Origin of the sequence: Aquidulcibacter paucihalophilus (assembly GCA_030285985.1) — a bacterium.
Classification (GTDB): domain Bacteria; phylum Pseudomonadota; class Alphaproteobacteria; order Caulobacterales; family Caulobacteraceae; genus Brevundimonas.
The window spans coordinates 352,968-376,949 of sequence record CP127384.1 but is presented as its reverse complement, the minus strand read 5'-3'; the positions used below and the strand labels follow the sequence as shown (position 1 = coordinate 376,949).

General features: G+C 68.8%; 23 protein-coding genes. 15 read left to right on the top strand and 8 right to left on the bottom strand.

Annotated features, from left to right (window positions below; translation table 11 throughout):
- The first annotated feature begins 90 nt into the window (after positions 1–90).
- The 7 genes from ccmC to KB221_01905 all read left to right on the top strand — a co-directional run bounded on the left by ccmC (position 91) and on the right by KB221_01905 (position 5,187).
- The gene (gene ccmC, locus KB221_01935) at positions 91–813 is read left to right on the top strand and encodes a heme ABC transporter permease CcmC (GenBank protein WIY69795.1); all 723 of its coding nucleotides are present in this window, start codon (positions 91–93) and stop codon (positions 811–813) included.
- Complete coding sequence (ccmD, locus tag KB221_01930) at positions 813–1,007, top strand: heme exporter protein CcmD (GenBank protein ID WIY69794.1); 195 nt, start codon at positions 813–815, stop codon at positions 1,005–1,007. The genes ccmC and ccmD overlap by 1 nt, the downstream gene beginning before the upstream one ends.
- Positions 1,004–1,582 carry a DsbE family thiol:disulfide interchange protein gene (locus KB221_01925; protein WIY69793.1) on the top strand — a complete coding sequence of 193 codons (579 nt, stop codon included), beginning with the start codon at positions 1,004–1,006 and terminating at the stop codon, positions 1,580–1,582. Before ccmD ends, KB221_01925 begins: the two co-directional genes overlap by 4 nt.
- A gap of 34 nt (positions 1,583–1,616) precedes the next feature.
- Positions 1,617–1,838, top strand: coding sequence for a hypothetical protein (locus KB221_01920; GenBank protein WIY69792.1), 222 nt, complete (start codon positions 1,617–1,619; stop codon positions 1,836–1,838).
- Between the two features lie 75 nt (positions 1,839–1,913).
- Complete coding sequence (locus tag KB221_01915; GenBank protein WIY69791.1) at positions 1,914–2,669, top strand: DUF1223 domain-containing protein; 756 nt, start codon at positions 1,914–1,916, stop codon at positions 2,667–2,669.
- Positions 2,670–2,779: 110 nt separating this feature from the next.
- Complete coding sequence (locus KB221_01910; GenBank protein ID WIY69790.1) at positions 2,780–3,436, top strand: hypothetical protein; 657 nt, start codon at positions 2,780–2,782, stop codon at positions 3,434–3,436.
- A gap of 11 nt (positions 3,437–3,447) precedes the next feature.
- On the top strand, positions 3,448–5,187 hold the full coding sequence (locus KB221_01905; protein WIY69789.1) for a CHAT domain-containing protein: 1,740 nt from the start codon (positions 3,448–3,450) through the stop codon (positions 5,185–5,187).
- Positions 5,188–5,294: 107 nt separating this feature from the next.
- Here KB221_01905 and KB221_01900 read toward each other — a convergent pair whose 3' ends face one another.
- Together KB221_01900 and glpK are read right to left on the bottom strand one after the other, a co-directional pair.
- Positions 5,295–6,371 (bottom strand): phosphotransferase family protein, encoded by a 1,077-nt coding sequence (locus tag KB221_01900; GenBank protein WIY69788.1) that lies wholly within the window; start codon positions 6,369–6,371, stop codon positions 5,295–5,297.
- A complete protein-coding gene (gene glpK / locus KB221_01895; GenBank protein ID WIY69787.1) occupies positions 6,368–7,873 on the bottom strand; it encodes a glycerol kinase GlpK in 1,506 nt (501 codons plus the stop codon). Before glpK ends, KB221_01900 begins: the two co-directional genes overlap by 4 nt.
- Positions 7,874–8,132: 259 nt before the next feature.
- Between glpK and KB221_01890 the strand changes: the two genes are divergently transcribed.
- From KB221_01890 to KB221_01880, 3 genes are read left to right on the top strand one after another with little or no spacing between them, the layout of a single operon-like run.
- Positions 8,133–9,113, top strand: coding sequence for a threonine/serine dehydratase (locus KB221_01890; GenBank protein ID WIY69786.1), 981 nt, complete (start codon positions 8,133–8,135; stop codon positions 9,111–9,113).
- Between the two features lie 13 nt (positions 9,114–9,126).
- Positions 9,127–9,612: a MaoC family dehydratase gene (locus tag KB221_01885; protein ID WIY69785.1), complete on the top strand. Its 486-nt coding sequence runs from the start codon at positions 9,127–9,129 to the stop codon at positions 9,610–9,612.
- 9 nt (positions 9,613–9,621) lie between these two features.
- Positions 9,622–9,906 carry a hypothetical protein gene (locus KB221_01880; GenBank protein ID WIY69784.1) on the top strand — a complete coding sequence of 95 codons (285 nt, stop codon included), beginning with the start codon at positions 9,622–9,624 and terminating at the stop codon, positions 9,904–9,906.
- Here KB221_01880 and KB221_01875 read toward each other — a convergent pair.
- Positions 9,903–10,838 carry a Gfo/Idh/MocA family oxidoreductase gene (locus KB221_01875; protein WIY69783.1) on the bottom strand — a complete coding sequence of 312 codons (936 nt, stop codon included), beginning with the start codon at positions 10,836–10,838 and terminating at the stop codon, positions 9,903–9,905. The two genes, KB221_01880 and KB221_01875, sit on opposite strands and share 4 nt — an antisense overlap.
- 9 nt (positions 10,839–10,847) lie before the next feature.
- Positions 10,848–12,008, bottom strand: a complete 1,161-nt coding sequence (locus tag KB221_01870; protein WIY69782.1) for a DegT/DnrJ/EryC1/StrS aminotransferase family protein — start codon at positions 12,006–12,008, stop codon at positions 10,848–10,850.
- Between the two features lie 157 nt (positions 12,009–12,165).
- Here KB221_01870 and KB221_01865 point away from each other — a divergent pair, with 157 nt between their 5' ends.
- Both KB221_01865 and KB221_01860 read left to right on the top strand, forming a co-directional pair.
- Positions 12,166–12,678, top strand: coding sequence for an HAD family hydrolase (locus KB221_01865; protein ID WIY69781.1), 513 nt, complete (start codon positions 12,166–12,168; stop codon positions 12,676–12,678).
- Between the two features lie 86 nt (positions 12,679–12,764).
- Entirely contained in the window at positions 12,765–13,640 is an 876-nt protein-coding gene (locus tag KB221_01860) for an alpha/beta hydrolase (protein WIY69780.1), read from the top strand.
- A 52-nt stretch (positions 13,641–13,692) separates the two neighbouring features.
- Here the strand turns inward: KB221_01860 and KB221_01855 are convergent, their stop codons facing one another.
- Positions 13,693–15,732 (bottom strand): NAD(+) synthase, encoded by a 2,040-nt coding sequence (locus tag KB221_01855; GenBank protein WIY69779.1) that lies wholly within the window; start codon positions 15,730–15,732, stop codon positions 13,693–13,695.
- Positions 15,733–15,917: 185 nt separating this feature from the next.
- Here KB221_01855 and ftsY point away from each other — a divergent pair, with 185 nt between their 5' ends.
- From ftsY to KB221_01840, 3 genes are all read left to right on the top strand, one after another.
- Complete coding sequence (gene ftsY, locus KB221_01850) at positions 15,918–16,853, top strand: signal recognition particle-docking protein FtsY (protein ID WIY69778.1); 936 nt, start codon at positions 15,918–15,920, stop codon at positions 16,851–16,853.
- 3 nt (positions 16,854–16,856) lie between these two features.
- Complete coding sequence (locus tag KB221_01845; protein ID WIY69777.1) at positions 16,857–17,549, top strand: septation protein IspZ; 693 nt, start codon at positions 16,857–16,859, stop codon at positions 17,547–17,549.
- 89 nt (positions 17,550–17,638) lie between these two features.
- On the top strand, positions 17,639–18,268 hold the full coding sequence (locus KB221_01840) for a MarR family winged helix-turn-helix transcriptional regulator (GenBank protein ID WIY69776.1): 630 nt from the start codon (positions 17,639–17,641) through the stop codon (positions 18,266–18,268).
- Between the two features lie 188 nt (positions 18,269–18,456).
- On the opposite strand, the gene KB221_01835 is transcribed toward KB221_01840, so the two are convergent.
- The 3 genes from KB221_01835 to KB221_01825 form a co-directional block, all read right to left on the bottom strand.
- Positions 18,457–20,670 (bottom strand): prolyl oligopeptidase family serine peptidase, encoded by a 2,214-nt coding sequence (locus tag KB221_01835; GenBank protein ID WIY69775.1) that lies wholly within the window; start codon positions 20,668–20,670, stop codon positions 18,457–18,459.
- A gap of 44 nt (positions 20,671–20,714) precedes the next feature.
- Complete coding sequence (locus KB221_01830; GenBank protein ID WIY69774.1) at positions 20,715–22,889, bottom strand: prolyl oligopeptidase family serine peptidase; 2,175 nt, start codon at positions 22,887–22,889, stop codon at positions 20,715–20,717.
- 216 nt (positions 22,890–23,105) lie between these two features.
- Positions 23,106–23,924, bottom strand: coding sequence for an ion channel (locus tag KB221_01825; GenBank protein ID WIY69773.1), 819 nt, complete (start codon positions 23,922–23,924; stop codon positions 23,106–23,108).
- Between the last annotated feature and the right edge of the window lie 58 nt (positions 23,925–23,982).

The following is a 23,982-nucleotide window of genomic DNA, read 5'->3' as shown; positions in this document are numbered from 1 at the left end:
GCGTGGCCTTAGCACACTGCCTGCGTCCTCGCGCCACCCGGTGAAGTCCGTATATGGCGCGCGCCGTTCCGGGCCGCTAAGACGTCGACGATGTTCGGCCTCGCCAATCCCGACCGCTTCCTGCGCTTCACCCGCCCGCTGACGCCGGTGGTGTGGGGGGTGGCCGTCGTGCTGCTGGCCGTCGGGACCTGGTTCAGCTTCATCGCGCCCGAGGACTATCAGCAGGGCGACACGGTGCGGATCATGTTCGTGCATGTGCCCGCGGCCTCGGTCGGGCTGATGATCTATGGCGCGCTCGGTGTTTCCAGCTTCTTCGCCCTGGTGTTCCGCCATCCGCTGGCCGACGCCGCCGCCCGCGCCGCCGCCCTGCCCGGTGCCGCCTACACTGCCCTGGCGCTGGTGACCGGCAGCCTGTGGGGCAAGCCGATGTGGGGGGCCTGGTGGGCGTGGGGCGACGCGCGGCTGATGTCGGTGCTGATCCTGTTCCTGTTCTACCTCGGCTATATGGCGCTAAGGGCCTCGATCGATGACGAGGCCAAGGCCGCGCGCGCTGCCGCCGTGCTGGGCCTAGTCGGGCTGATCAACCTGCCGATCGTCAAATTCTCGGTCGACTGGTGGAACACCCTGCACCAGCCGGCGTCGCTGATGCGGGCCGACGGGCCGTCGATGTCCGCCGTCTTCCTGACGCCCCTGCTGCTGATGATGGCGGCTTACGGGGCGCTGTTCCTGGCCATCTGGCTGACCTCGATCCGGACCGAGATCGTGCGCCGCCGCGTGGTGTCGATCCGCGCCCGCAGGGCGCTGGAGGCCTGATGATGCTCGACCTCGACATGGGCCGCTACGCCGCCTTCGTCTGGCCCGCCTGGGGCCTGAGCGCGATCGTCCTCGCCGCGCTCGCCGCCCGTGCCCTGATCGCGGCCCGCCGCTGGTCGGCCGAGCTGAAGCGGCTCGAGGACGAGCCGGACCGCGCTCAAGTAGTGCGAAGCACGGTAGCGCACCCGGAATGAGCCGCTGGCTGTCCGTCGTCCCGCTGATCGTCCTCGTGGCGCTGGCGGCCCTGTTCATCGGCTGGTCGCTGAAGCGCGATCCGTCGATCAAGCCCGACGCCATCGTCGGCCAGCCCATCCCCGAGACCGTCCTGCCCCTGCTGACGGGCGACCAGCCCGGTCCCGGCCATCTGGACCTGAAGACCGCCGGCGTCGGCAAGCCGATGCTGGTCAATGTTTTCGCCAGCTGGTGCGCGCCCTGCCGCGCCGAACATCCGGCCCTGATGGCCCTCAAGGCGCGCGGCGTGGCCGTAGTCGGCGTGGCCTGGAAGGACGACCCCGTCGCCACCCGCGCCTTCCTTGACGAGCTGGGCGACCCCTATGCCATGGTGCTGGTCGACCGCGACGGACGCGCCGGCCTCGACCTGGGCATCAGCGGCGCCCCCGAGACCTTCGCCGTCAACGCCATGGGCAAGGTCGTCGCCAAATCGTCCGGTCCGCTGCTCGACGCCGCCGAGATCGAGCGTCTGGTCGCGGCCATACAGGCGCCGGCCCGGCCGCTGCCCACCGCCACGCCGCGCACGCCGGCGCGTTAACCTCTTTCCGACGGTTTTCGTTAACCCTGTCGGCATGAGCGCGATTCGACCCAATCTGCCGTCCTTCCCGACACCCCTGCAGCCCGCACAGGCTCCGGCGCGCGCCGCGCGGTCGGACTTCTTCAAGGCCGCGCTGGACGCCGTCCAGACAGGCGGGGCGGAGCCGGTCGTCCGCGCCGCGGCGCCGGCGTCTGCCGGCACAGCCCGGGAAGACCAGCCCCCGCGCCCCGGGGCCCTGCTGGACATCCGCGTCTGATCATCCCCCGCGACGTTCGGCCTTCACGCGAAAATGAGCGGCGCGTTTTCGCCCACCGTGATTAACCTCTCCACCATGCGCGCGAGGGGCTGGATCATCCCTGCGGCGGCCCTGGCGGCCGCCCTTGTCGCGGCGGGGTCTGTGGCCCAGCCGTCGTCGGCCCGCGCCGCCCGAGAAACCGCGCCCCCGCCCGAGCCCGTGGTCATCGAACTGTTTACCGCCCAGGGCTGCGCCGGCTGTCCCGAGGCCAATGCGCGGTTCGAGTCGGTCGCGGCCGAGCCCGGCGTCATCGCCCTGACCTACGCCGTCGACTACTGGGACTATCTGGGCTGGCAGGACACCTTCGCCCGTCCGGAATTCGCCCAGCGCCAGCGCGCCTACCGCAAGCCGCTGAGACTGCGCAATGTGTCCACGCCCCAGGTGGTGATCGATGGCCGTCGTCAGGTCGTGGGGGCCCAGGCACCCGCCCTGCAGAGCGCCATCGACGAGGAGGCCGCGCGCCGGGTGTTTCCGCCGGAGATCGAATTCCGCACCGGCGGCGAGCGTGTCGGGGTCGGCTCCGGCCGCGTCCCCTCCGGCGGTGCCGAGGTCGTGGCGGTGACCTTCACACCCGGTCCGCAGGAGGTCGTCATCGCCCGCGGCGACAATCGCGGGCGCACGGTGCGGCACATGAATGTCGTGCGCTCGGTCCGGACGCTCGGGGAGTGGACCGGACGGCCCGCCCTCTACGCTCTGCCCGGCACCAGCGAGCCCGGTCAGGCCGTCGCCATTCTCGTCCAGGCGAAGGACGACCGCCGCATCCTGAACGCGGCCGTTCTGGCCCCGCGCTGAACCTCCGGACCGGCGCTGTCAGCTTCCGTCAGTATCCCTGTTCTCCCAAAGCCCCGGACAGTGCATGATTGGCCTGCAGTCCGTGGGCCGGACAGCGGGCGGGAACGGTGATGCGTATCGGCGGACGGACATGGATCGGTGCGGGCCTGGCGATCAGCCTGCTGTTCGGCTGCGCCGCCGTGGCGACAGCGGCGCAGGACGAAGGCTCGATGACCCCGGCCGCGCGCGGCGTGACCCAGGTCCTGACCGCCGCCGAACTGGCCGCCTGGGGCCGTGCCCGCAATGACGCCGGGGCCCTGATCATGGCGGCGCGGCTGCTGGCCGAGGTGCCGCTGCGCCAGACCGACGGCGAGATTCCCTTCCTGACCGCGACCAGCCTTCTGGACGAAGCGGCGGCCATGGCGGGCGACAATCCCGGCGTGGTCGACGCCATAGACCGGCTGCGCGACCCCCTGACCCGCGGGGTGCGTTCCTCGACCTTCGGGAACGGACCGGTGTTGACGGTGAAATCGCTTCAGGCCCGCGAAAGCTGGGCCTTCGCGGTCGAGGCGCGCGGGGGCGAGATCCTGCGGGTCGCGGCCATCGGCGACGGCGACACCAACATCGACCTGACCGTGCGCGATGCGCGGGGCGCCGTGGTGTGCCGCGACGGCTTCGGCGACCACTATCCGGTCTGCACCGTCTCGCCGCGGGCGGGCGGGCAGATGCAGGTCGACATCGTCAACCGTGGCGCGGTCTGGACCCGGGTCCAGGTCCTGAGCAACTGAGGCATGAACGGATGATCGCAGCCGGATTCGCAAGGTCTGTGGCCGCGGTCGCCGCAATCGCCGCCCTGCTCGCTGCCGGCCCCGCACCCGCGCGCCAGGACTCCCCCGCCGCCCTGCGCGCAGAGGCTTATGAGGCGGCGCAATGGGCCATCGCTTCCGACGCCGCCGACGCGTTGGCGCGGGTCTCGGCCCGTTTCGCCCAGGGCGACGATGCGCTGGGGCGGCTGGCGGAGGAGCGCGAGGAGCTGATCGAACGCCGCGACCGTCTGGAGCGTGAACTGGAGCGGCTCTACGCATCGGAGGACGCCGAGGCGCTGGCCAACCGGACCCGCACCCGCGCGGTCTGGGAGGCGACCGTCGAACGACTGCAGACCGTCGACGCCGACATCGACGCCCGGTTCCCCGCCTATTCCGAACTGACCAGCCCGCGCGCCCTGTCGATCGCGGAGACCCAGGCCCTGCTCGGTCCGGACGAGGGCCTGCTGCTCGTGCTGGTCAATCCAGAGGCGACCTATGTCTGGGGCGTTTCGCGCGAGCGGGTCGAATGGGCCCGGGCGGACAATCTCGGTGACGCGGCCATGACCGCGGCCGTGAACCGGCTGCGCACCTCCCTGACCAGCGCCGGCACCGTGCGCGGCGGGCAGGACGTCGACCCGCTGCTGTTCGCCGGCCCGCAGGCGACACCATTCGACCGCGCCACGGCACATCATCTGTACACGGAGCTTATCCAGCCCGTTGAGGCCGCCTTCGCCGGCAAGAAGACCCTGATCTCGGTCGTCACGGGTGCGCTGACCGCCCTGCCCCTGTCGGTATTGACGACCGCCGCACCGTCCGGTTCCGACGCCGCGCCCGAGGCCCTGGCCGCCACGCCCTGGCTGATCGACCGCTACGCCCTCGCCACCCTGCCCTCGGTGTCCAGCCTTGAAGCCCTTCGTTGCCATCTGGTCGCCGACCCGGCCCAGCGCAGCGCCGGCTGCGCGCCGCGTCGCGGAGCCGTGGTGCGGCGGGCCGAGGCCGGCGGCGCCCGCCTGCAGCTCGCCGCCTTCGGCGCGCCCCTGCTGACCGGCGAGCCGACGAACGCCACCCGCGGCTCGCCCGCCGCCGACGACGTCATGGGCGAGGGCCGGCTGGCCGATGTCGGCAAACTGCGCGCCCTGCCCGCCCTGCCCGGCTCGAAACTGGAGCTGGAGACGCTGAAGACCCGCTACCCTGACGCCGTCGTGAGGATCGGGCCCGAGGCGACGGAGCACGCCGTGCGCGCCGACGACGCCGACGCCCTGTCGCGGGCGCGGTTCGTGGTCTTCTCGACCCACGGCCTGATGGCCGGATCCGCCGCCGCCGAGCCCGGACTGGTGATGACCCCGCCCGATCAGGCCACCGAGGCCGACGACGGCTATCTGAGCGCCTCGGAAGCCGCCCAGTTGAAACTCAACGCCGAGTTCGTGGTGCTCTCGGCCTGCAACACCGCAGCGTCAGACGGGCGGCCCGGCGGCGAGGGCCTTTCGGGGCTGGCGCGGGCCTTCTTCTACGCCGGGGCGCGGTCGGTGATGGTGTCGCACTGGGAGGTTTCGGACGCCGCCACGACGACCCTGATCACCTCCGCCTTCGCCGATCTGGACGGAGAGGGCGCGCGTGATCCCGGCGTCCGCGCCCGGGCCCTGCAGGCAGGCATCCGGGCCGTCCGCGCCGAACGCCGCTGGGCCCATCCAGCCTACTGGGCGGCGTTCACCCTGGTGGGCGAACCGGGTTAGGAGATCAGGGATTGAGGTTTGGGGCCTGGGGCTTGGAAACCATGATGCCCAACAGGCCGCGGAGTCCCCATCTTCCCAAGACCTAGGACCCAAGGCCCAAGCCCTCGTCAGGCCCCTGCCTTCTCCGCAAAGTTCAGCGCCCCTGCGGCCAGCATCGGCACCTGCGCCGCCATGGTCCGGGCGTGGGCCGAGGCCGCCGTCCCGTCCCGCACGCGCCCGGCGATGCCCTGGCAGATGGCGGCCAGCCGGAACAGGTTGTAGGCGAACAGCCAGTCCAGATTGGCCGGCGTCGTCCCGGTCAGGCGGGCATAGCGTTCGACCGTATCGGCGACCGACGGAATGCCCAGCGCCTCGAGATCGGCACCGGCGAGGCCGTTTCGCGCCGTCGCAGGGATCACCCAGGCAATCAGCAGATAGGAAAAATCCGCCATCGGATCGCCCAGCGTCGACAGCTCCCAGTCCAGCACGGCGCGGACCTGCGGCCCGTCCGGGGCGAGGATCAGATTGTCGAGACGGAAGTCGCCGTGGACGATCCGCGTCGGTCCGTCCGGCGGCAGGGTCGCGGGCAGGAATTCGATCAGCCGGTCCATGGCCGGGATCGGATCGATCTCGGAGGCGCGGTACTGTTTGGTCCAGCGACCGACCTGACGCTCGAAATAGTTGCCGGGCCGTCCGTAGTCGGACAGTCCGATGGCTGCCGGGTCGAAGGCGTGGAGTGCCGCCAGGGTGTCGACCTGGCTGTCGTAGATGGCGCGGCGCTGGGCCGGCTCCAGGCCCGGCAGTTTCAGATCCCAGAGCACCCGGCCCTCGACCTTGTCCATGACGTAGAACATTGACCCGATGACGCCGTCGTCGGTGCACAACGCATACGGCCGGGCGACCGGATAGCCCTGGGCATGCAGGGCCGAGATGACGGTGAACTCGCGATCGACCGCATGGGCGCTGGGCAGGAGCGTCCCGGGCGGCTTGCGGCGCAGGACATAGGCGTGTCCGGGCGTGACGAGTTCATAGGTCGGATTCGACTGGCCGCCCTTGAACTGGCGCACGGTCAGCGGGCCGGCGTAGCCCTCGACATGGGCCGTCAACCAGCGATCCAGCGCCGCCTCGTCGAGCGCATAGCGGGGGTCCACCTCCCGGGTGCCGGAAAAGGTTGATTGTGCGTCTTCGGGGGCGGTCTGGGTCATGCGTCTTCCGGGTGAGCGGCGATGATGGCCGCGCGGACCGCGCTGCGCCAGCCCCTGAGCAACCGTTCACGCTCTTCCGGTGCCATTCGGGGCGCCCAGCGGGCCGGTGCCTCGACCGGATGGTCCTCCAGATCGCCGATCAGGCCGACGCCCAGCGCCGCCAGCTTCGCCGCACCCAGCGCCGTCATCTCCTGAAACGCCGGGCGTTCGACCACGACGTCGCAGATGTCCGCCACGAACTGCATGGCGAAGGCGTTGGCGGTGACGCCACCGTCGACCTTGAGCACCTTGAGCTTCGGTGCCCCGTCCTTCGCCAGGGCGTCGAGCAGGTCGCGGGTCTGGTAGGCCAGCGATTCGAGCGCCGCCCGCACCATCTGGGCCGGGCCGCTGTCGCGGGTCAGGCCAATGATGGTCCCGCGCGCCTCCGGCTCCCACCAGGGCGCGCCGAGGCCGGTGAAGCCGGGCACCAGATAGACGCCGCCGTTGTCCTTCAGGCTCATGGCCATGGCTTCGGACTGGCGCGACTCAGTGATGACCTTCAGCCCGTCGCGGAGCCACTGGATGGCCGAGCCGGCCGAGAAGATGGAGCCCTCCAGCGCCCAGGCAACGTCGTCTCCGACCGCATAGCCCATCGTGCCCAGCAGGCGGCTGGTCGAGCCGACCGGTTCCGCCCCGACATTGGCGACCAGGAAGGCCCCCGTGCCATAGGTGATCTTGGCGTCCCCGGCCTTGAGCGCGCCGTGGCCGACCAGGGCCGCCTGCTGGTCGCCGGCCGCGCCATGAATCGGCAGGGCCGCGCCGAACAGGGTCGGATCGCAGTCGCCGAACGGGTCGGCGCAGCCGCGGATCTCAGGCAGGACCGCCATCGGGACGTTGAACAGGTCCGCGAGATCGGAACGCCACCGACGCGTCGACAGGTCCATCAGCGAGGTGCGGCTGGCGTTGGTGGCATCAGTGACATGGCTGGCCCCGCCGGTCAGCTTCCAGATCAGCCAGCATTCGATGGTGCCGACCTTGACCTCCCCCGTCTCCGCCCGCGCGCGTGCGCCTGGAACGGCGTCCAGCAGCCAGGCGAATTTGGAGGCAGAGAAATAGGGGTCGAGGATCAGGCCGGTCGCCGCCTGGACCATGGGCTCATGACCGGCGGCGGCCAGCTTGCCGGTGACATCCGCCGTGCGCCGGTCCTGCCAGACGATGGCGCGATGCAGGGGCTGGCCCGTGGCGACGTCCCACAGGACCGAAGTCTCGCGCTGGTTGGTGATGCCGATGGCGGCGAACCGGCCGACGCCGCCCGCCTTGCGGATCACCTCGCGGCAGGTCTGCAGGGTCGCGGACCAGATCTCGGCCGCGTCATGCTCGACCCAGCCGGGCTGCGGAAAATGCTGCTCCAGCTCGATCTGGCTGACGGCGACTGGCCGCAGACCGCCCTCGGGTGCCGCCTCAAAGGCGATGGCCCGGGTCGAGGTCGTGCCCTGGTCGATGGCGAGGATCAGGCTCTTCATCCGGTCAGGTTAGAGCGCCCTTCCGCAGACTCAACCGGTCATCGCTGCCGTCGCGGCGAAGCCGTAACTCGTGAGCCGGAGACGCGCAGTCGAGGTTCATCACAACGAACACAACGAGGCACGACGGACACAACGGTATGGGATTTCGGCGCAGGCCCCGTCGTGTCCTTTGTGGATTCTTCGTTGTGTTCGTTGTGATGAACCAGCCGGCCTTCAAAGCCGGCTTCGCCGGGAGGAAATCACGCGGTATGAGTCTCCCATGCATACCGCCTCCTTTGCCGGCGTCCGCGACGCCGCCCGCCAGATCGCCGGCCAGGCCGTGCGCACGCCCCTGATCGAGAGCCCGGCGCTGAATGCGCTGACCGGCGGCCGGATCCTGCTGAAGGCCGAGAACCTGCAACGCGCCGGGGCCTTCAAATTCCGCGGGGCCTGGAACCGGATCAGCCGGCTGACGGATGAGGAAAAGGCGCGCGGCGTCGTCGCCTATTCCTCGGGCAACCACGCCCAGGCCGTGGCCTGCGCCGCGAAGATGCTCGGCATCGAGGCGATCATCGTCATGCCCGCCGACAGTCCGAAGGTGAAGGTCGAGGGCGTCATCGACTTCGGCGGCGAGGTGCGGATGTACGACCGCTATACCGAGAGCCGCGAGGCCATCGGCGAGGAGATCGCGGCGTCGAAGGGCTCCATCCTCGTCCGCCCGTTCGACGACCCCTTCGTCATCGAGGGCCAGGGCACCATCGGGCTGGAGATCATGGAACAGGCCGACGGCCTGATCGACCAGCTGGTCTGCGGTGCCTCGGGCGGCGGTCTGATCGCGGGGATCAATCTGGCCATGGAGGCCCTGTCGCCGGACAGTCCGGTGATCGCCGTCGAGCCGCACCACTACAACGACATGCAGCGGTCGATCGCCGCGAACGACCGGCTGACCTATGCGCCGGCGCCGGGCACCATCTGCGACGCCCTGATGACCGACCGGCCGGGCGAGCTGACCTTCCCCATCAACCGCCGCGTCGACCGGGTCGAGACCGTGTCGGACGCCGAGGTGGCGGAGGCCGTGCGCTACGCCTTCAAGGTGCTGAAACAGGTGGTCGAGCCGGGCGGCGCAGTGTCGCTGGCCGCGATTCTGGCGGGCAGGATCGAGACACGCGATCGCACCACCGCCGTCATCCTGTCGGGCGGCAATGTCGACCCGGCCCTGTTCGCCGCCATCATCGAAGACCGTTTCACGCCCATCCCCTGAAGGAGCCGACCGCATGAGCCGCACCGAACGCACAGGCGCCCCCACCCCCGTCGCCGATCTGGCCGGCCTGATCGGTCAGGAGATCGGCGTCAGCCGCTGGATCACCGTCGACCAGGCCCGGATCGACGCCTTCGCCGAGATCACCGAGGACCGTCAGTTCATCCACATCGATCCGGTGGCGGCGGCGCAGACCCCGTTCGGCGGCACCATCGCCCACGGCTTCCTGACGCTGAGCCTGCTGTCGGCCATGACCTATGACGCCGTGCCGCCGCTGGAGGGCGTGGTGATGGGGGTCAACTACGGCTTCGACAAACTGCGCTTCCTCGCGCCGGTGCCGGCAGGTTCCAACGTCCGGGGCCGGTTCAAACTCCTGTCCGCCGAGGACAAGGGTGGCGGACGCTGGCTGCTGAAGCACGAGGTCACGGTCGAGATCGAGGGCGCGGACAAGCCGGCCCTGATCGCGGAATGGCTGGGGATGCAGGTGGTGGGCGCGGCCTGAATGGCGACCTTGCGGCATGAGGGACGCGAATACGCCGATGGCCTGTGCTTTGGCAGGGTGACACTGGACGGCACCGCCCAGATGGAACGGATCAGTGGGCCCGGCACGCTGCTTTATGTCGTCTACGCCTCGACCCAGGACGAAGCGATGCAGGCCCACTACGACCGTCAGGGCTGGGGGCAGTATGCGCCCGTCCCCGGCATCACGGACGTGACCTATGACCTCGCCGCGCTATCGCAGCAGCTAAAAGACTATCCTGGCGACGACGAGCTTCGGCGCCTGAACGGCCTTTAGCCCTCCCCCAGACACCTCAGCGCCACTTCCAGGTTCCTCAGCCCGTCCTCGCCCGTGACCGCCGGCGGCTCGCCGGTGCGGATCGCGTGGGCGAACGCCTCCAGCTCCTTCTTCAGCGGCTCGGCGGGCCAGCTGTTGACGGCGCGGGTCTGGTAGGAACCATCGGGCTGCTGGCCGAAATACTCCGTCACCTGACGGGTGATCAGGTCGGCGACGACGAATTTGTTGGCCGTGGCGACCTGCAGGGTGCGGACCTTGTAGGGCGTGACCCAGTTGGTGGTGATGTGGGCGATGGTCCCATTGGCCAGCCGGAACTGCAGCAGGGCCGTGTCCTCGCGCTCGGCCTTGGTGCGGGCCAGCTGGGGCTGGACCTCGGTGATCTCGGAACCCGTCAGGTGACGGATGATGTCGATGTCGTGGACCGCCAGATCGATGACCACCCCGACCTCGCCCATGCGCGGCGGGAAGGGGCCGACGCGGGTGATCTGGATCGAGATGATGTCGTCGCCGTCAATGGCGCGCTTCACGGCCTCGACCGCCGGGTTGAACCGCTCGACCTGACCGACCATCAGAACCCGGCTGTTGGCCTTGGCGGCGTCGATCATCCGCTGGGCGTCGGCGACGGTGGCCGCGATCGGCTTTTCGACCAGCACATGCACCCCGGCTTCCAGCAGGGCGACGCCGAGTTCGGCGTGGTGCCGGTTGGGCGTGGCGACCACGGCGGCGTCCAGACCGGCGGCGACGAAGTCGGCGGCCGTGGTGAAGGCCTTCGCCCCATACAGGGCCGCGACCCCGTCGGCCGTGGCGGCGTCGGGATCGAAGACGGCGGTCAGGTCGAAGTCACGGATGTCGGACAGGACGCGCGCGTGGTTGCGCCCCATGACGCCGACGCCGGCGACGCCGACCTTGAGCGGGGGAAGGTGCTGGGTCATGCGCGATCCTTAGCGGAAGCTGGCGACCGCGGCGATGATCCTGTCCTGGGTCGCCTCATCGAGATCGGCGTGCATCGGCAGGCTGATGACCCGCTCCATCAGCCGCTCGGTGACCGGCAGGCTGCCAGGCCCGCTGGAGAACCGGGCATAGGCGGGCTGCAGGTGCATGGGGACGGGATAGTAGACCGCCGTGGGCACGCCCTGGTCCTTCAGATGCGCGGCCAGGCCGTCGCGGTTCTCGTGCTCGATCGTGTACTGGGCCCAGATCGAAACCCCGCCGTCGATCACGGTGGGCACGCTGGCGACATGGGGTGCCAGACCTTCGGCATAGCGGTCCGCCGCGCGATTGCGCCACTCGATCTCCTGGCCGAAGACCTTCAGCTTCTCGATCAGGACCGCGGCCTGGATGGTATCGAGCCGGCTGTTCATGCCGATCCGCATGGCCAGGTATTTGGGGTCGTGGGCGAACGTCTCGCCGGGCTTCATGTCCTTGGCGACGACCTTGCCGTGGACCCGCAGCGAGTCCATTTCCTGGGCGAGATCCTCATCATCGGTCAGCACCGCCCCGCCGTCGCCGTAGCAGCCCAGCGGCTTGGCCGGGAAGAAGCTGGTGGTGGTGATGTCGGCCCATTTGATGGGATGGTCGCCATTGAGGGTACAGCCGAAGCCCTGGGCCGAATCGGCGATCAGCTTGAGGCCGTAGCGGTCACAGATGGCCCGGATGGCCGGATAGTCGGCGGGCTGGCCGAACAGGTCGACGGCGATGACCACGCGCGGCTTCAGTCGGCCCTCCTTCAGGGTCGCCTCGATCGCCGCCTCGAGCTGGACCGGGTCCATGTTGAAGGTCCGGGAGTCCACATCCACAAACACCGGCGTGGCACCCAGCCACGGCACGACCTCGGCCGTCGCCGTAAAGGTGAAACTGGGACAGAAGACCGCATCGCCGGTGCGGATGCCCCAAGCGATCAGGGGCAGGATCAGGGCGTCGGTGCCGTTGGCGCAGCCGAGCGCGTGCTTCGCCTGGCCGAAGGCGGCCAGATCAGCCTCGAACTGGCGCACCTGCGGTCCCATGACCCAGGCACCGCCCACGACGGCTTCCTGCACGGCGGCCTCGATCCGGCCGTTGAGACGAAGGCGCTGGGCCTGAAGGTCGATGAAGGCGATGCTCATGTCGGGAATATCTCCGGGCGCGCGGCGTGACGGCGGCGGTCGACGCCGCTGCGGTTGCGGCCTCCTACCAAATCGGTCGCCTTAAAGCCAAATCACGCGCCGTCACTTCGCGTGACGGGTTGCAACGACCGTGTACGGCGCCGTATGCCCGGAAATCATGAATTCTGGCGTTCCCGCCGTCTTCCTCGATCGCGACGGCGTGCTGATCGAGGACACCGGCTATCCCCATCTGGAAGAACATCTGCGCCTCGTGGCAGGCGCGGCCGAGGCCGTGCGGCGGCTGAACCAGCTCGGCTATCTGTGCGTGATTGTGACCAACCAGTCGGGCGTCGCGCGCGGCCTGTTCTCCGAAGACCAGATGAAGGCCTTCAACGCCCTGATCGTCCGGAAGCTGGCCGCCAAGGGGGCGGTGATCGGTGCCGTCTACGCCTGCCCCTTCCACAGCGAGGGCCGGGTCGAGGCCTATATCCATCCCGACCATCCGGATCGGAAGCCCAACCCCGGCATGATCCTTCGGGCCATCGCCGACCACGGCATCGACCCGGCGAAAAGCTTCATGATCGGCGACCAGCCGTCGGACATGGAGGCCGCCCGCCGCGCCGGCGTGCCGGGTTTCCGCTTCGAGGGCGGCGACCTGTTCGATTTCGTCCGGGAACTGCTCGGTCACTGAAGAGCTGACACCCGCTGTCAGGTCACGTCGGGTGGGAATTCTTCCGCCCATGAAATAAGCTTGGCCGTCAGCCCTTGGAGCCCGTCATGACCCAGACCTTCGCCGAGCGCCGCTGGTCCAGTTCCGATGGCCTGAGCCTGTACGCCCGCGACTATGCCGCGACGTCCGGGACCGCGAAACTGCCGGTCATCGCCATCCACGGCCTGACCCGAAACTCCGCTGACTTCGATGCCATCGCCCCGCTGATCGCCCAGAGCGGCCGACGGGTCCTGGCCGTGGACATCCGGGGCCGCGGCCAGTCGGACCGGGCGCCGGATCCGATGACCTACCAGCCCGCGACCTATGCCCAGGACGTGCTGGCCCTGATGCGCGACCTCGGCATCGAGCGGGCGGTCTTCCTCGGCACCTCCATGGGCGGGCTGATCACCATGGCGCTCGCTGCCATCCGGTCGAAGGTCATCGCCGCCGCCATCATAAATGACGTCGGTCCCGAGGTGTCGCCCGTCGGCCTGGGCCGGATCGCCGCCTATGCCGGACAACCGGTCGAGATCAGCAACTGGGCCGATGCGGCGGCCTATGCCCGCAAGCTCAACGAAGTCGCCCTGCCGCACCTGTCGGACGCCGACTGGGACGCCTTCGCCCGTCGCACCTTCCGCATGGGCACCGAGGGCACGCCGATTCCGGATTATGACCCCGACATCATGGCCCCGATCCGGGCGGCCGGGGCCAAGGCCCTGGTCCCCAATCTGTGGCCCTTCTTCACCCGGCTCACCAAGGGTCGGCCGGTGCTGCTGGTGCGCGGCGAGACCTCGGATCTGCTCAGCCCCGAGATCATGGCCAAGATGCAGAAGCGCGCGCCGAAGATGGACGTCGTCGAGGTTCCCGGCGTCGGCCATGCACCCATGCTGGACGAACCCGAGGCCAAGGCGGCTATCTTTCCGTTCCTGAGCGAACTGCCCTGATAGGGAGGGCTTAGGGCGTAGGGCTTAGGGGTCGTCTCCAAGACCTAAGCCCTCAGTCCGGAACGTTGGCTTCCAGCTCACCCAGCCACACCCGGGCGGTCGCGTCAGAGGGCGCGCGCCAATCCCCACGCGGGCTCAGCGAGCCGCCGGTCACGACCTTGGGCCCGTTGGGCAGGGCCGAGCGCTTGAACTGGCTGGTCTGGAAGAAGCGGAACAGGAATTTCCGCAGCCAGTGTTTGATCGTGGGCAGGTCATAGGCCACCCGCTCGTCGTCCGGGGTGGCCGTCGGCCAGTGGCCCGTCGCCGCATCCGTCCAGGCCTGATGCGCCAGATACGCCACCTTCGACGGCTTCAGGCCGAAGCGGCTGATGTAGAAGAGGAAGAAGTCATTCAGCGCATAGGGGCCGACGGTCGCCTCGGTGGACTGCAGCTTGCCGTCGGTGCCGGCGGGGACCAGTTCGGGTGAAATCTCCGTGTCCAGAATGGCCTGCAGAATGTCCGCCGCCCCGCCCGTGTGCTCCTTCATCGCCACCCAGCGGATCAGATGCCGGATCAGGGTCTTCGCCACCCCGCCATTGACGTTGTAGTGGCTCATATGGTCGCCGACGCCATAGGTGCACCAGCCCAGGGCCAGCTCCGACAGGTCGCCGGTGCCCAGCACAAAGGCCCCGTTCTGGTTGGCGAGCCGGAACAGATAGTCCGTCCTCAGACCGGCCTGCACATTCTCGAAGGTGATGTCGTGCACCGGCTCGCCGCTGGCGAACGGGTGGCCGATGGCCTCCAGCATGGTCCGCGCGGTCGGCCGGATGTCGATCTCGGCCCCGGTGACGCCCAGCGCCTTCATCAGGGCCCAGGCGTTCGACTTCGTGCCGTCCGAGGTGGCGAAGCCGGGCATGGTCCAGGCGAGGATGCCGGTCCTCGGCAGGCCGAGCCGATCAAAGGCCCGGCAGGCGACCAGCAGGGCCTGGGTCGAATCCAGCCCGCCCGAGACGCCGATGACGAGCCGTTCGGCGCTCGTCGCCTTCATCCGGCGCATCAGCCCCTGCACCTGGATGTTGAAGGCCTCGTAGCAGTCCTGGTCCAGTCGGGCCGGATCGTCGGGGACGAAGGGGAAGCGGTCGAGGGGGCGGAGGAGGTCGCTGTCCGGCCCCGGTCCGGCCTCGAACGGCACGACCGTCGCCGGCTCGCCCTCCAGCCGCGCACAGTCGGCGAAGGTGCCGTTGCGCAGACGGTCCAGGCCGATTCGCTCGACGTCGATGTCGGCGACGGTCAGTTGGCTTTCCAGGGTGAAACGTTCGCCTTCAGCCAGTTTCGCGCCGAGCTCATGGATCGTCGCCTGCCCGTCCCACGCCAGGTCTGTTGTGCTCTCGCCCCAGCCGGAGGCCGTGAAGACATAGGCCGACAGGGTCCGCATCGACTGGCTGGCGCACAACACGGCCCGCTCGTCCGCCTTGCCGATGACGATGTTGGAGGCCGACAGGTTCAGCAGGATGCGAGCCCCGGCCAGCGCCGCGCGCGTCGAGGGCGGCTGCGGGGCCCAGAAATCCTCGCAGATCTCGGCGGCAAAGACGAAGCCCGGCCGATCGACCGCCTCGAAGATCAGGCCGGGGGCGAAATCAACCGACTCGCCGTCGAGAACGATCGTGTCCTCCGACCGGCTGGCGGCGGGGGCGAACCACCGCTTCTCATAATATTCCCGGTAGTTGGGTAGATAGGTCTTGGGTACGACGCCGAGCACGGCCCCCGAGCCGAGCACCACGGCGCAGTTGTACAAGGCGTCGCCGTTGCGAAGCGGGGCCCCGACCACGGCGATCACGCCCGCCTTGTCCGCCACCCCGGCCAGAACCGCGATCTGCCGCTCCACCTCGGCCAGCAGGGCGTCCTGCATCAGCAGGTCGTCGATGGCGTAGCCGCTCAGCGACAGCTCCGGGAACACGATCAGGTCCACGCCCCGTTCGCCCGCCTGCCGGATCAGGGCGACATGTTCTTCGGCATTGGCGGCGGGGTCGGCGGTGTGCACCACCGGCGTCGCGGCGGCCACGCGGACGAAGCCGTGGGTGCGGGGCGAATGGAACGGGTGGATCTTGGGCATCTTCATATCCGCTCATCCCGGCGAAAGCCGGGACCCAGTCCTGTCCAGCGTGACGCCGCTGGAGCGCGAGTTATGCTCATACAGGTCCAAACCGTTCATCCAAAGCACCGGGTCCCGGCTTTCGCCGGGATGAGCGGAAAAGGAATGCGGGTGACTGCGTTCGCAGGGTCCGCTAAGCCCGCTGCATGAACGACGCGCCGAAAAAGGGCTGGCTCTCACGCCTGACCGAGGGCCTCTCCCGCTCCTCGAAGCAGATGACCGAACAGGTCGTCGCGACCTTCATCAAGGAACCGCTGTCCGAAGCCGCGCTTGAGGGGCTGGAAGAGCATCTGCTGGAGAGCGATCTGGGGCCTGCGGCCACGGACCGGATCGTGGCCCGCTTCCGCGAGCTGCGCTTCGGCGCGGGCGCCAATGAGCGCGAGGTCAAGGAGGCGCTGGCCGAGGCCGTGACCGCCGAACTGGTCAACCACGAGGCCCGCTACGAACCGCTGAACGGTCCGCGACCGTTCGTCACCCTGTTCGTCGGGGTCAATGGTTCGGGCAAGACCACGACCCTGGGCAAGATCGCCGCCGACCTGACCGGCCAGGGGGCCAAGGTGATGATCGTCGCCTGCGACACCTTCCGCGCCGCGGCCCGCGAACAGCTGAAGGTCTGGGCCGAGCGCGCCGGGGCCTCTTTCGAGAGCCGCCGCGACGGCGCCGACCCCGCGGGTCTGGCCTTCGACGCCTATACCAGGGCGAAGGCCGAAGGCTACGACGTCGTCCTGATCGACACCGCCGGGCGGCTGCAGAACAAGTCCGCCCTGATGGACGAACTGCTGAAGATCGTGCGCGTGCTGAAGAAGATCGATCCGGAGGCCCCGCACGAGACCCTGCTGGTGCTCGACGCCACCGTCGGCCGCAACGCCCTCGCCCAGGAACAGATATTCGGCCGCACGGCCTATGTTTCCGGACTGGTCATGACCAAGCTGGACGGCACGGCACGGGGCGGCGTTCTGGTTCCCGTGGCCCAGGCCTCGGACGCCCCGATCAAGCTGATCGGCGTGGGCGAAGGCGTCGAGGACCTGCAACCGTTTGACGCGCGAGCCTTTTCAAGGCTGCTGGTGGGGCTTGAGGACTGACGCATGACTGACGCCCCCGCCCCGGAACCGACCGCCAGGAAGGAGTCCGGCCTGCGACAGGCCGTGGATTTCGGCGGCCTGCTGGCCTTCGGCCTCGCCTTCCTGGTGATGCGCCTGCGCGGCATGAGCGGCGACGACGCCCTCGTGCACGCGACCTGGTTCCTCGTCGCCGGCTCCGCCGTGGGCGTCGCGGTCGGGCTGATCGTCGAGAAGCGGCTGGCCCTGATGCCGCTGCTGGTCGGCGGTTTCGCCCTGGTCTTCGGCCTGCTGACCGTTCTGACCGGCGACGGCCTGTGGGTGAAGGTCAAGGTCACGGCGCTGAACCTGTCGCTGGCGGTCGCCCTGATCGGCGGTGTCCTGCTTCACAAACAGCCGCTGAAGGCCCTGCTGGGCACGGTCATCCCCATCAACGACCGAGCCTGGCGAACCCTGACCCTGCGCTACGGGATCTATTTTCTCGCCGTCGCCATCGTCAATGAACTGGTCCGCAGCGAAGCGCTGGTCGGCTGGGCCGCCGCGCAGATGGGACGCCAGGACGTCGATCCGGCTGACGTCTGGGTCAGCTTCCGCGGCGTTCTGTGGATCGCCTCCTCCGCCTTCGGCCTGTCGCAGATCCCGCTGATCATGCGCAACCTGACTTCGCCGGATGCGCCGGTCGATCCGATGGCTCCGGCGGAGCCCGACACCGCACCCTGAAATATCCGGACCGACGACGGACCGTTCGTCGTCAAACCGTAAAGCACCGCTGCTACGCATGGCCCATCGCGGCCGAAGGGATACGGTTCATGGTCAAGTCCGGGAACAAGCCGAAGCGCGGCGGCAGCCTCGCTGCGTCGCCCAGCCATCTGATGCACCGTGTGCTGCAGCTGGCGCTCGACATCTATTCAGAAGAAACCGGCCCCGACGGCCTGACCCAGCGTCAGTTCGCCGTGCTGGAGGCCGTGTCGCAGAAGTCCGGCCTGACCCAGACCGATCTGGTCCGAGCCACGGGGATCGACCGCTCGACCCTCGCTGACCTCGTCTCGCGCATGACGACCAAGGGCCTGCTGGACCGGGTGAAGTCGGCCGTCGACGCCCGCGCCAAGGCGGTCAGCCTGTCGGTAGCCGGCCAGGCTGCGCTGGACGCCGCCCGCCCGAAGGTCGAGGCCGCTGACAAACGCATCCTCGCCCTGCTGCCCAAGGCCAAGCGCGACGGCTTCCTGGACCTGCTGGCCGAACTGGCCGGCGAGGCCGACGCAGCCCCGGACAAGGCCAAGGCCGAGGCCCGCGCGGCCAAGAAGGCCGCGCGCGACGCGAAGAAGCTGGCCAAGAAGGCGGCCAAACCGGCCAAGGTGAAGGCCGAGAAACCGGCCAAGGCTCCCAAGGCCGAAAAGCCCGCCAAGCCGAAAAAAGCCAAGGTCGTCGAGCCGGCTTAGCCCCCGCTATCGTCATTCCGGCGAAGGCCGGAACCCAGCGGCGCCGCGACGGCGGCGAAACACCGGCGGCTACGGGTCTCTGCTCGCTGACGGCGCTCCCGACAGTTTCGCGCTCGCGCGCGCCGCTGGGTCCCGGGGCTCGCTTCGCGCCCCCGGGATGACGATAGCAGGTGTGGGGAGCCGCCCCCTCAATCCATCAACTGCTGCGCCAGATAGACGTAATGCCTCGCCCAGCGGCGGGCGTTGGCGATCGGGTCGGCGTCGTTGGAGTGACCGCCTGACGTCTCTTCGTAATAGAGGTGGTCATAGCCCATCTCGCCCAGCCGCGCGGCAAACTTGCGCGAATGGCCGGGGTGGACGCGGTCATCGCGGGTGTTGGTGGTGATGTAGACGCGCGGATAGTCCGCACCCGGACGAAGGTTCTGATAGGCGGAGTAGCGGGCGATCCACGCCGCCTCTTCCGGGATGCGCGGGTCGCCATATTCGCCGATCCACGAGGCCCCGGCAGGCAGTTCGTGGTAGCGCAGCATGTCGATCAGCGGGCTCTCGATCACCGCCGCATGAAACAGCTCCGGATGCTGGGTGATCGACACCGAGGTCAGGACCCCGCCGTTGGAACGGCCATAGATGCCGGTGCGGCGTGGCGAGCTGATGCCTCGCCGGTGCAGGTCGGCTGCCACCGCCGCGAAATCATCGAAGGCCAGCTGGCGGTTCTCGTTCAGCACCGACTGGTGCCACTGCGGTCCGAACTCCCCGCCGCCGCGGATGTTGGCCTGGACGAAGACGCCGCCGTTCTCGAGCCACAGCTTGCCCATCTCGGGCTTGTAGGCGGGCGGGAAACTGACCTGGAAGCCGCCGTAGCCGAACAGGATGGTCGGGGCCGATCCGTCCATCACCATGTCGCGCGGGCGGGTGACGAAATAGGGGATCATGGTCCCGTCCGAGGACCGGGCCTCGAACTGTTCGGTGACGTGGGTGGAGGCGTCGAAACGGGCCGGAGCCTGCCGGACGACCTCGGCCGTCGCGGTGACCGTCGCCAGGCTGAGGGTCTGGGGCGTCAGGAAGCCCTGTGTCGAGACGAAGAATTCGCCACGCGACTTCGAGGAGTCGCCCAGCGAAACGTCGACATTGTCCGGCACGACAATGTCCGTGCGCGGCCAGCCGAATTCGCCGCGGTTATGGAATACGGCGAGGCGGCCGACGACATTGTCCGAGATGGCCACCACGACCCGGTCATGCATGACCCGGACGCCCCCGATCGACTGGCGCTCTGTGGGTTCGAAGATGGTCTCAACCTGGTTGGTGATCACCACCGGACCGCTTGTGGGGCGGACACAGGGAATACAGATCGCCAGCAGGGAGCCGGCCTTGTGCGACCGTCCGGGCCGCGCCCAATCCTCGTCCGGCGACAGGATAAAGGACCCGCCCTGCACCCCATAGACACTGACCCGCTCGGGCAGGTTCAGCTTGACCGGACGGCCGTCGACCAGTTCCCAGGTTTCCGAGCGGAAGGTGTCGAGCGGACGGCTGATCAGCACCGCCTGCACCGCGCCGGCGCGGTCGCGATAGACGCTCGGACTGACCCCGTAGCCGCCGTCTCCGATGTCGCCGCGATAGACTTCCGTCGCCTGCGCCAGCGTCTGGCCGCGGCGCAGCGATTTGACGATGAAGGGATAGCCGCTCTCGGTCAGGGTGCCGGCACCGAAGTCCGTCGCCACCAGCAGGGTGTCGCGGTCCAGCCATTCCAGCCGGTGCTTGCCCTCGGGCAGGCTGAAGCCACCGTCGACAAAGCGTCGGGTGGTCGTGTCGAACTCGCGCACCACCACCGCATCCTTGCCGCCGTCGGACAGGCTGATCAGGCAGCGGGTTTCGTCCGGGGCCAGACAGTCGGCACCCTTGAACACCCAGTCGCGGCCCTCGGCGCGGGCGAGGGCATCGATGTCGAGGATCGTCTCCCAGCGGGTATTGGCCGAGCGGTAGCTGTCCAGCGTCGTCCGCCGCCAGATGCCCTTGGGATTGGCCGCGTCCTGCCAGAAGTTTCCGATGCCGTCGCCGAGGAAGCTGGGGCCGGGGATGCGGTCGGTGGCGGTCAGGATCGCCTCCGCCTGCCGGCGGAAGGTCTCGTAGCGGCGGTCGCCGGTCAGGGCGGCGAGGGCGCGCTGGTTCTCGCCGGCGACGAAGGCCATGGCCTCGGTCCCGTTGACCTCCTCCAGCGCCAGATGGTCGTCGGCGGCGCGGACGCCCGCGGGGGACAGGTCCGCGGGCATGTGCGGCGGGGGGGCCAGCAGCGGACGCGGCACGTCCGCCACGGTCAGCATCGGGACCTCCATCGTCGCCGGCGCGCCCGCACAGGCCGCGAGCATCAGCGCCGGGATAGCGGCGGACAGGATCAGTCGGTTCATCGCAAAACTCCGCACATTGAAACCCTCCGCCGCCGGAGGATGGCCTATTCCGCCGCCGGGGCGTCCATCAGCCGCCGCGTCAGATAGGTGTATTCCAGCGCCAGCCGCCGGGCGGTCTCGCGCAGGTTGGCCCCCGCCGCGTGGCCGCCGTCGGTGTTCTCATAGAACAGCACCGGATAGCCCAGCTCCTCCAGCCGCGCCGCCGCCTTGCGGGCGTGCCCGGGGTGGACGCGGTCATCCTTGGTCGAGGTATGGATGAAGACCTCGGGATAGGGCTGGCCGGCGCGCAGGTTCTGGTAGGGCGAATACTGCTGGATCCAGGCCCGCTCTTCAGGGATGTCCGGGTTGCCGTATTCCGCGATCCAGCTGGCCCCGGCCAGCAGGCGGTGGAAGCGCAGCATGTCGAACAGGGGCACCTGGATGACGGCGGCGTTGATCAGGTCCGGACGCTGGGTCAGCATCGCCCCCATGAACAGGCCGCCCTGCGAGCCGCCCATGATGCCGAGCTTCGGCTGGCTGGTGATGTTGCGGGCGATCAGGTCCATGGCGACGGCCTGATAATCCTCGTGCGCCCGCTGCCGGTTTTCCTGCAGGGCCGCCTGGTGCCAGTTGGGGCCGAACTCGCCGCCGCCGCGGGTATTGGCGATGACATAGACCCCGCCGCGCTCGAGCCAGAGCTTGCCGACCGTGGCCGAATAGCCGGGCAGCAGCGACGACTGGAAGCCGCCGTAGCCGTACAGCAGGGTCGCGTTCGACCCGTCCATGGCCATGTCGCCGCGATGGACGACGAAATAGGGGATCATCGTCCCGTCGGCCGAACGGGCCTCGAACTGGTCGACCGTCATGCCCTCGGCGTTGAATTTGGCCGGCAGGGATTTGGTCAGGTCGGCCGAGCCGGTGGCGGCGTCGGCGAGATAGAGGCTGGACGGGTTCAGATAGCCGGTGACGCTGACGAAGATCTGGTCGTCCCGCTCGCTGGCCGAGCCGACGCCGACCGAGACGTTCTGCGGCAGGTCCATGCGGCTGCGCGCCCATTCTCCCGAGGGATTGGGTTCATAGACATAGACCGAGCCGCGCACGTTTTCGTACAGGGCCACGACCAGTTTGTTGCGGGTGCTGGTGATGCCCTCGATGGCCTCGCGCGGGCCGGGGCGGATGACCAGCTGGGCCCGGACGGTCGGATCGGCCAGCCAAGCCGTCAGGTCCCAGGCGATAACGTCGCCCGTTTTGAACTCCTGGCCCGAGGGCGCGGTCCAGTCCTGATCGGTGGTGACCACCAGCTGGCCCTGGACGAGGGTGTTGATATTGGACTTGGGCGGCAGGGGCAGCTGGACCACCGTCCCGTCGTCGAGCAGCCGGTGGGTCTCGCCCTCATAGAAGCTGACGCCGCGGTTGATCAGGGTGGCCTGAACCACGCCGTCGGCGTCGCGCAGGGTGTAGCCCGAGACCGAGACGTCCGAGGGCTGACCGGTAAACACCGTCTGCGCCTGCTCGATGGTCTGGCCGCGCCGCAGGATCTTGACGATCATCGGATAGCCCGAGCTGGTCAGGGTACCGGGGCCGAAGTCGCGCGAGATCAGCAGGGTGTTCTCGTCCACCCAGGACGCGCCCCCCTTGGACTCCTCCAGCACGAAACCGCCCTCGACCCAGGTGCGGGTCGCGCGGTCGAACTCGCGGATGGTCACGGCGTCCTTGCCGCCGTCCGACAGGGAGACGAGGCAGCGGGTCTCGTCCGGCGGCAGGCAGGTCGCGCCCTTGTAGACCCAGTTCTTGCCCTCGGCCGCGGCCAGGGCGTCGAAATCGAGGATGGTCTCCCACTGCGGCGCGTCGGTGCGGTAGCTGTCCAGGGTCGTGGTGCGCCAGATGCCGCGCACATGCTCGGCGTCCTGCCAGAAATTGTCGATCGTGCCGTCGTGGTTGAAGCCCGGCGAGGGAATGCGGTCGCGCGACTGGACGATCTCCAGCGCCTGCTGGTGCAGACCTTCGAAACGCGGATCGCCGCGGAGAACGCCCAGCGAATGCTCGTTGTGGGCGTTGACCCAGGCCATGGCGCGCTCGCCGTCGACCTCTTCCAGCCAGACATAGGGATCGGTCGCGTCCGAGGTGGCGAAGGCGCCCTCCGCCAGCGGCGGGTTGGGCGGGGTCGGTGTCTGGGCCATGGCGCTCGTGCAAAGGGCAGTGGAAACGAGAAGCGCGGCGAGCGCGGTGGTGCGGATCATGTGGTCAGGTCCCCGGCAATGGTCGTGCGGCACCTTAGCGGCGGGTCGAGTGGCGGCAAGGCGGGGCGGGCCGAGGTTACGGCTTTGTCATCTTGAGGGGTGGCTGGTGGTTGGTGATTGGTGGCTGCGGCTTCGCTGCCCGCGGAAGGGCGGCGCAGTCCGCGCCGTCGCACGGCGGCCGGCCAACCACCAATCACCAACCACCAGTCACCCGCTTCACGCCCCCTCATCCGGAATGCACAGGATCTTGCCGCAGGCCTTGCAGTGGACGGCATCCGGGTCGTGCACCTGAAGGCCGCAGCGATCACAGGGGAACCGCACCTTGTGCGGCCGCAGCAGGGTCTGGCCCAGCCGTACGAACAGGGTCACGCCGCCCAGCATGATCAGGATGGAGACGATCCGGCCCCACTCGCCCGGCAGGGTGATGTCGCCATAACCCGTCGTGGTCAGGCTGGTGACGGTGAAATAGAGGGCGTCGAGATAGCCGCTGATGCCGTCGTGGCGGCCCATGAAGCTGGTGTAGACGAAGCCGGTCGCGACGAAGACGAAGGTGATCAGCGACACCAGGGCCTTGGTGACATCCTCGACCCGGGTGTCGTCATAGCGACGCCCGACCGTGCGCCAGAAAAACTCGGAATGGATCAGGGTCCAGAGCCGCAGCACCCGCAGGAAGCCGAGGTTGAACAGGAACGGAAACAACAGGGTCGCAAAGACGAACAGGTCGACCCAGACGATCGGCTTCCTCAACCAGTCACGGATGTTGGAATAGGCCGAGGCGCGCGCCGCCAGATCCGCGAGCAGCACCGCCGCGATGACATAGTCGATGATGTAGAAGATCAGCCCTTCCATGCGCAGCAGCGGTGCGGCGATGAAGAAGGCGATGATCAGAAGGTCGATGATCAGGACGGCCAGCCGGAAGCGGACGGCGACGGGCGAGGAGCCGTGATAGAGCGCCCGCAGCCGGGCCCGCAGGCGCAGGCCGCCGATCTTCTGGTCGACAGGCTCGGGCTGGGGCGCGGGCTTGGTTCGGCTCATGATGCAGCGATAACGCGGCCGGCTCGCGCAAGGAACCGGCAAACGCTATATGCGGCGA

Bases quoted from the DNA above. Each gene is read 5' to 3' on its own strand.
- KB221_01855 (WIY69779.1), bottom strand. From the start codon at position 15,732: ATGCCCAAGATCCACCCGTTCCATTCGCCCCGCACCCACGGCTTCGTC.
- KB221_01910 (WIY69790.1), top strand. From the start codon at position 2,780: ATGCGTATCGGCGGACGGACATGGATCGGTGCGGGCCTGGCGATCAGC.
- KB221_01875 (WIY69783.1), bottom strand. From the start codon at position 10,838: ATGACCCAGCACCTTCCCCCGCTCAAGGTCGGCGTCGCCGGCGTCGGC.
- KB221_01920 (WIY69792.1), top strand. From the start codon at position 1,617: ATGAGCGCGATTCGACCCAATCTGCCGTCCTTCCCGACACCCCTGCAG.
- KB221_01835 (WIY69775.1), bottom strand. From the start codon at position 20,670: ATGAACCGACTGATCCTGTCCGCCGCTATCCCGGCGCTGATGCTCGCG.
- KB221_01865 (WIY69781.1), top strand. From the start codon at position 12,166: ATGAATTCTGGCGTTCCCGCCGTCTTCCTCGATCGCGACGGCGTGCTG.
- KB221_01840 (WIY69776.1), top strand. From the start codon at position 17,639: ATGGTCAAGTCCGGGAACAAGCCGAAGCGCGGCGGCAGCCTCGCTGCG.
- KB221_01870 (WIY69782.1), bottom strand. From the start codon at position 12,008: ATGAGCATCGCCTTCATCGACCTTCAGGCCCAGCGCCTTCGTCTCAAC.
- KB221_01925 (WIY69793.1), top strand. From the start codon at position 1,004: ATGAGCCGCTGGCTGTCCGTCGTCCCGCTGATCGTCCTCGTGGCGCTG.
- KB221_01860 (WIY69780.1), top strand. From the start codon at position 12,765: ATGACCCAGACCTTCGCCGAGCGCCGCTGGTCCAGTTCCGATGGCCTG.
- KB221_01845 (WIY69777.1), top strand. From the start codon at position 16,857: ATGACTGACGCCCCCGCCCCGGAACCGACCGCCAGGAAGGAGTCCGGC.
- ccmD (WIY69794.1), top strand. From the start codon at position 813: ATGATGCTCGACCTCGACATGGGCCGCTACGCCGCCTTCGTCTGGCCC.
- KB221_01825 (WIY69773.1), bottom strand. From the start codon at position 23,924: ATGAGCCGAACCAAGCCCGCGCCCCAGCCCGAGCCTGTCGACCAGAAG.
- glpK (WIY69787.1), bottom strand. From the start codon at position 7,873: ATGAAGAGCCTGATCCTCGCCATCGACCAGGGCACGACCTCGACCCGG.
- KB221_01890 (WIY69786.1), top strand. From the start codon at position 8,133: ATGCATACCGCCTCCTTTGCCGGCGTCCGCGACGCCGCCCGCCAGATC.
- KB221_01915 (WIY69791.1), top strand. From the start codon at position 1,914: ATGCGCGCGAGGGGCTGGATCATCCCTGCGGCGGCCCTGGCGGCCGCC.
- KB221_01830 (WIY69774.1), bottom strand. From the start codon at position 22,889: ATGATCCGCACCACCGCGCTCGCCGCGCTTCTCGTTTCCACTGCCCTT.
- KB221_01905 (WIY69789.1), top strand. From the start codon at position 3,448: ATGATCGCAGCCGGATTCGCAAGGTCTGTGGCCGCGGTCGCCGCAATC.
- KB221_01900 (WIY69788.1), bottom strand. From the start codon at position 6,371: ATGACCCAGACCGCCCCCGAAGACGCACAATCAACCTTTTCCGGCACC.
- ccmC (WIY69795.1), top strand. From the start codon at position 91: ATGTTCGGCCTCGCCAATCCCGACCGCTTCCTGCGCTTCACCCGCCCG.
- KB221_01885 (WIY69785.1), top strand. From the start codon at position 9,127: ATGAGCCGCACCGAACGCACAGGCGCCCCCACCCCCGTCGCCGATCTG.
- ftsY (WIY69778.1), top strand. From the start codon at position 15,918: ATGAACGACGCGCCGAAAAAGGGCTGGCTCTCACGCCTGACCGAGGGC.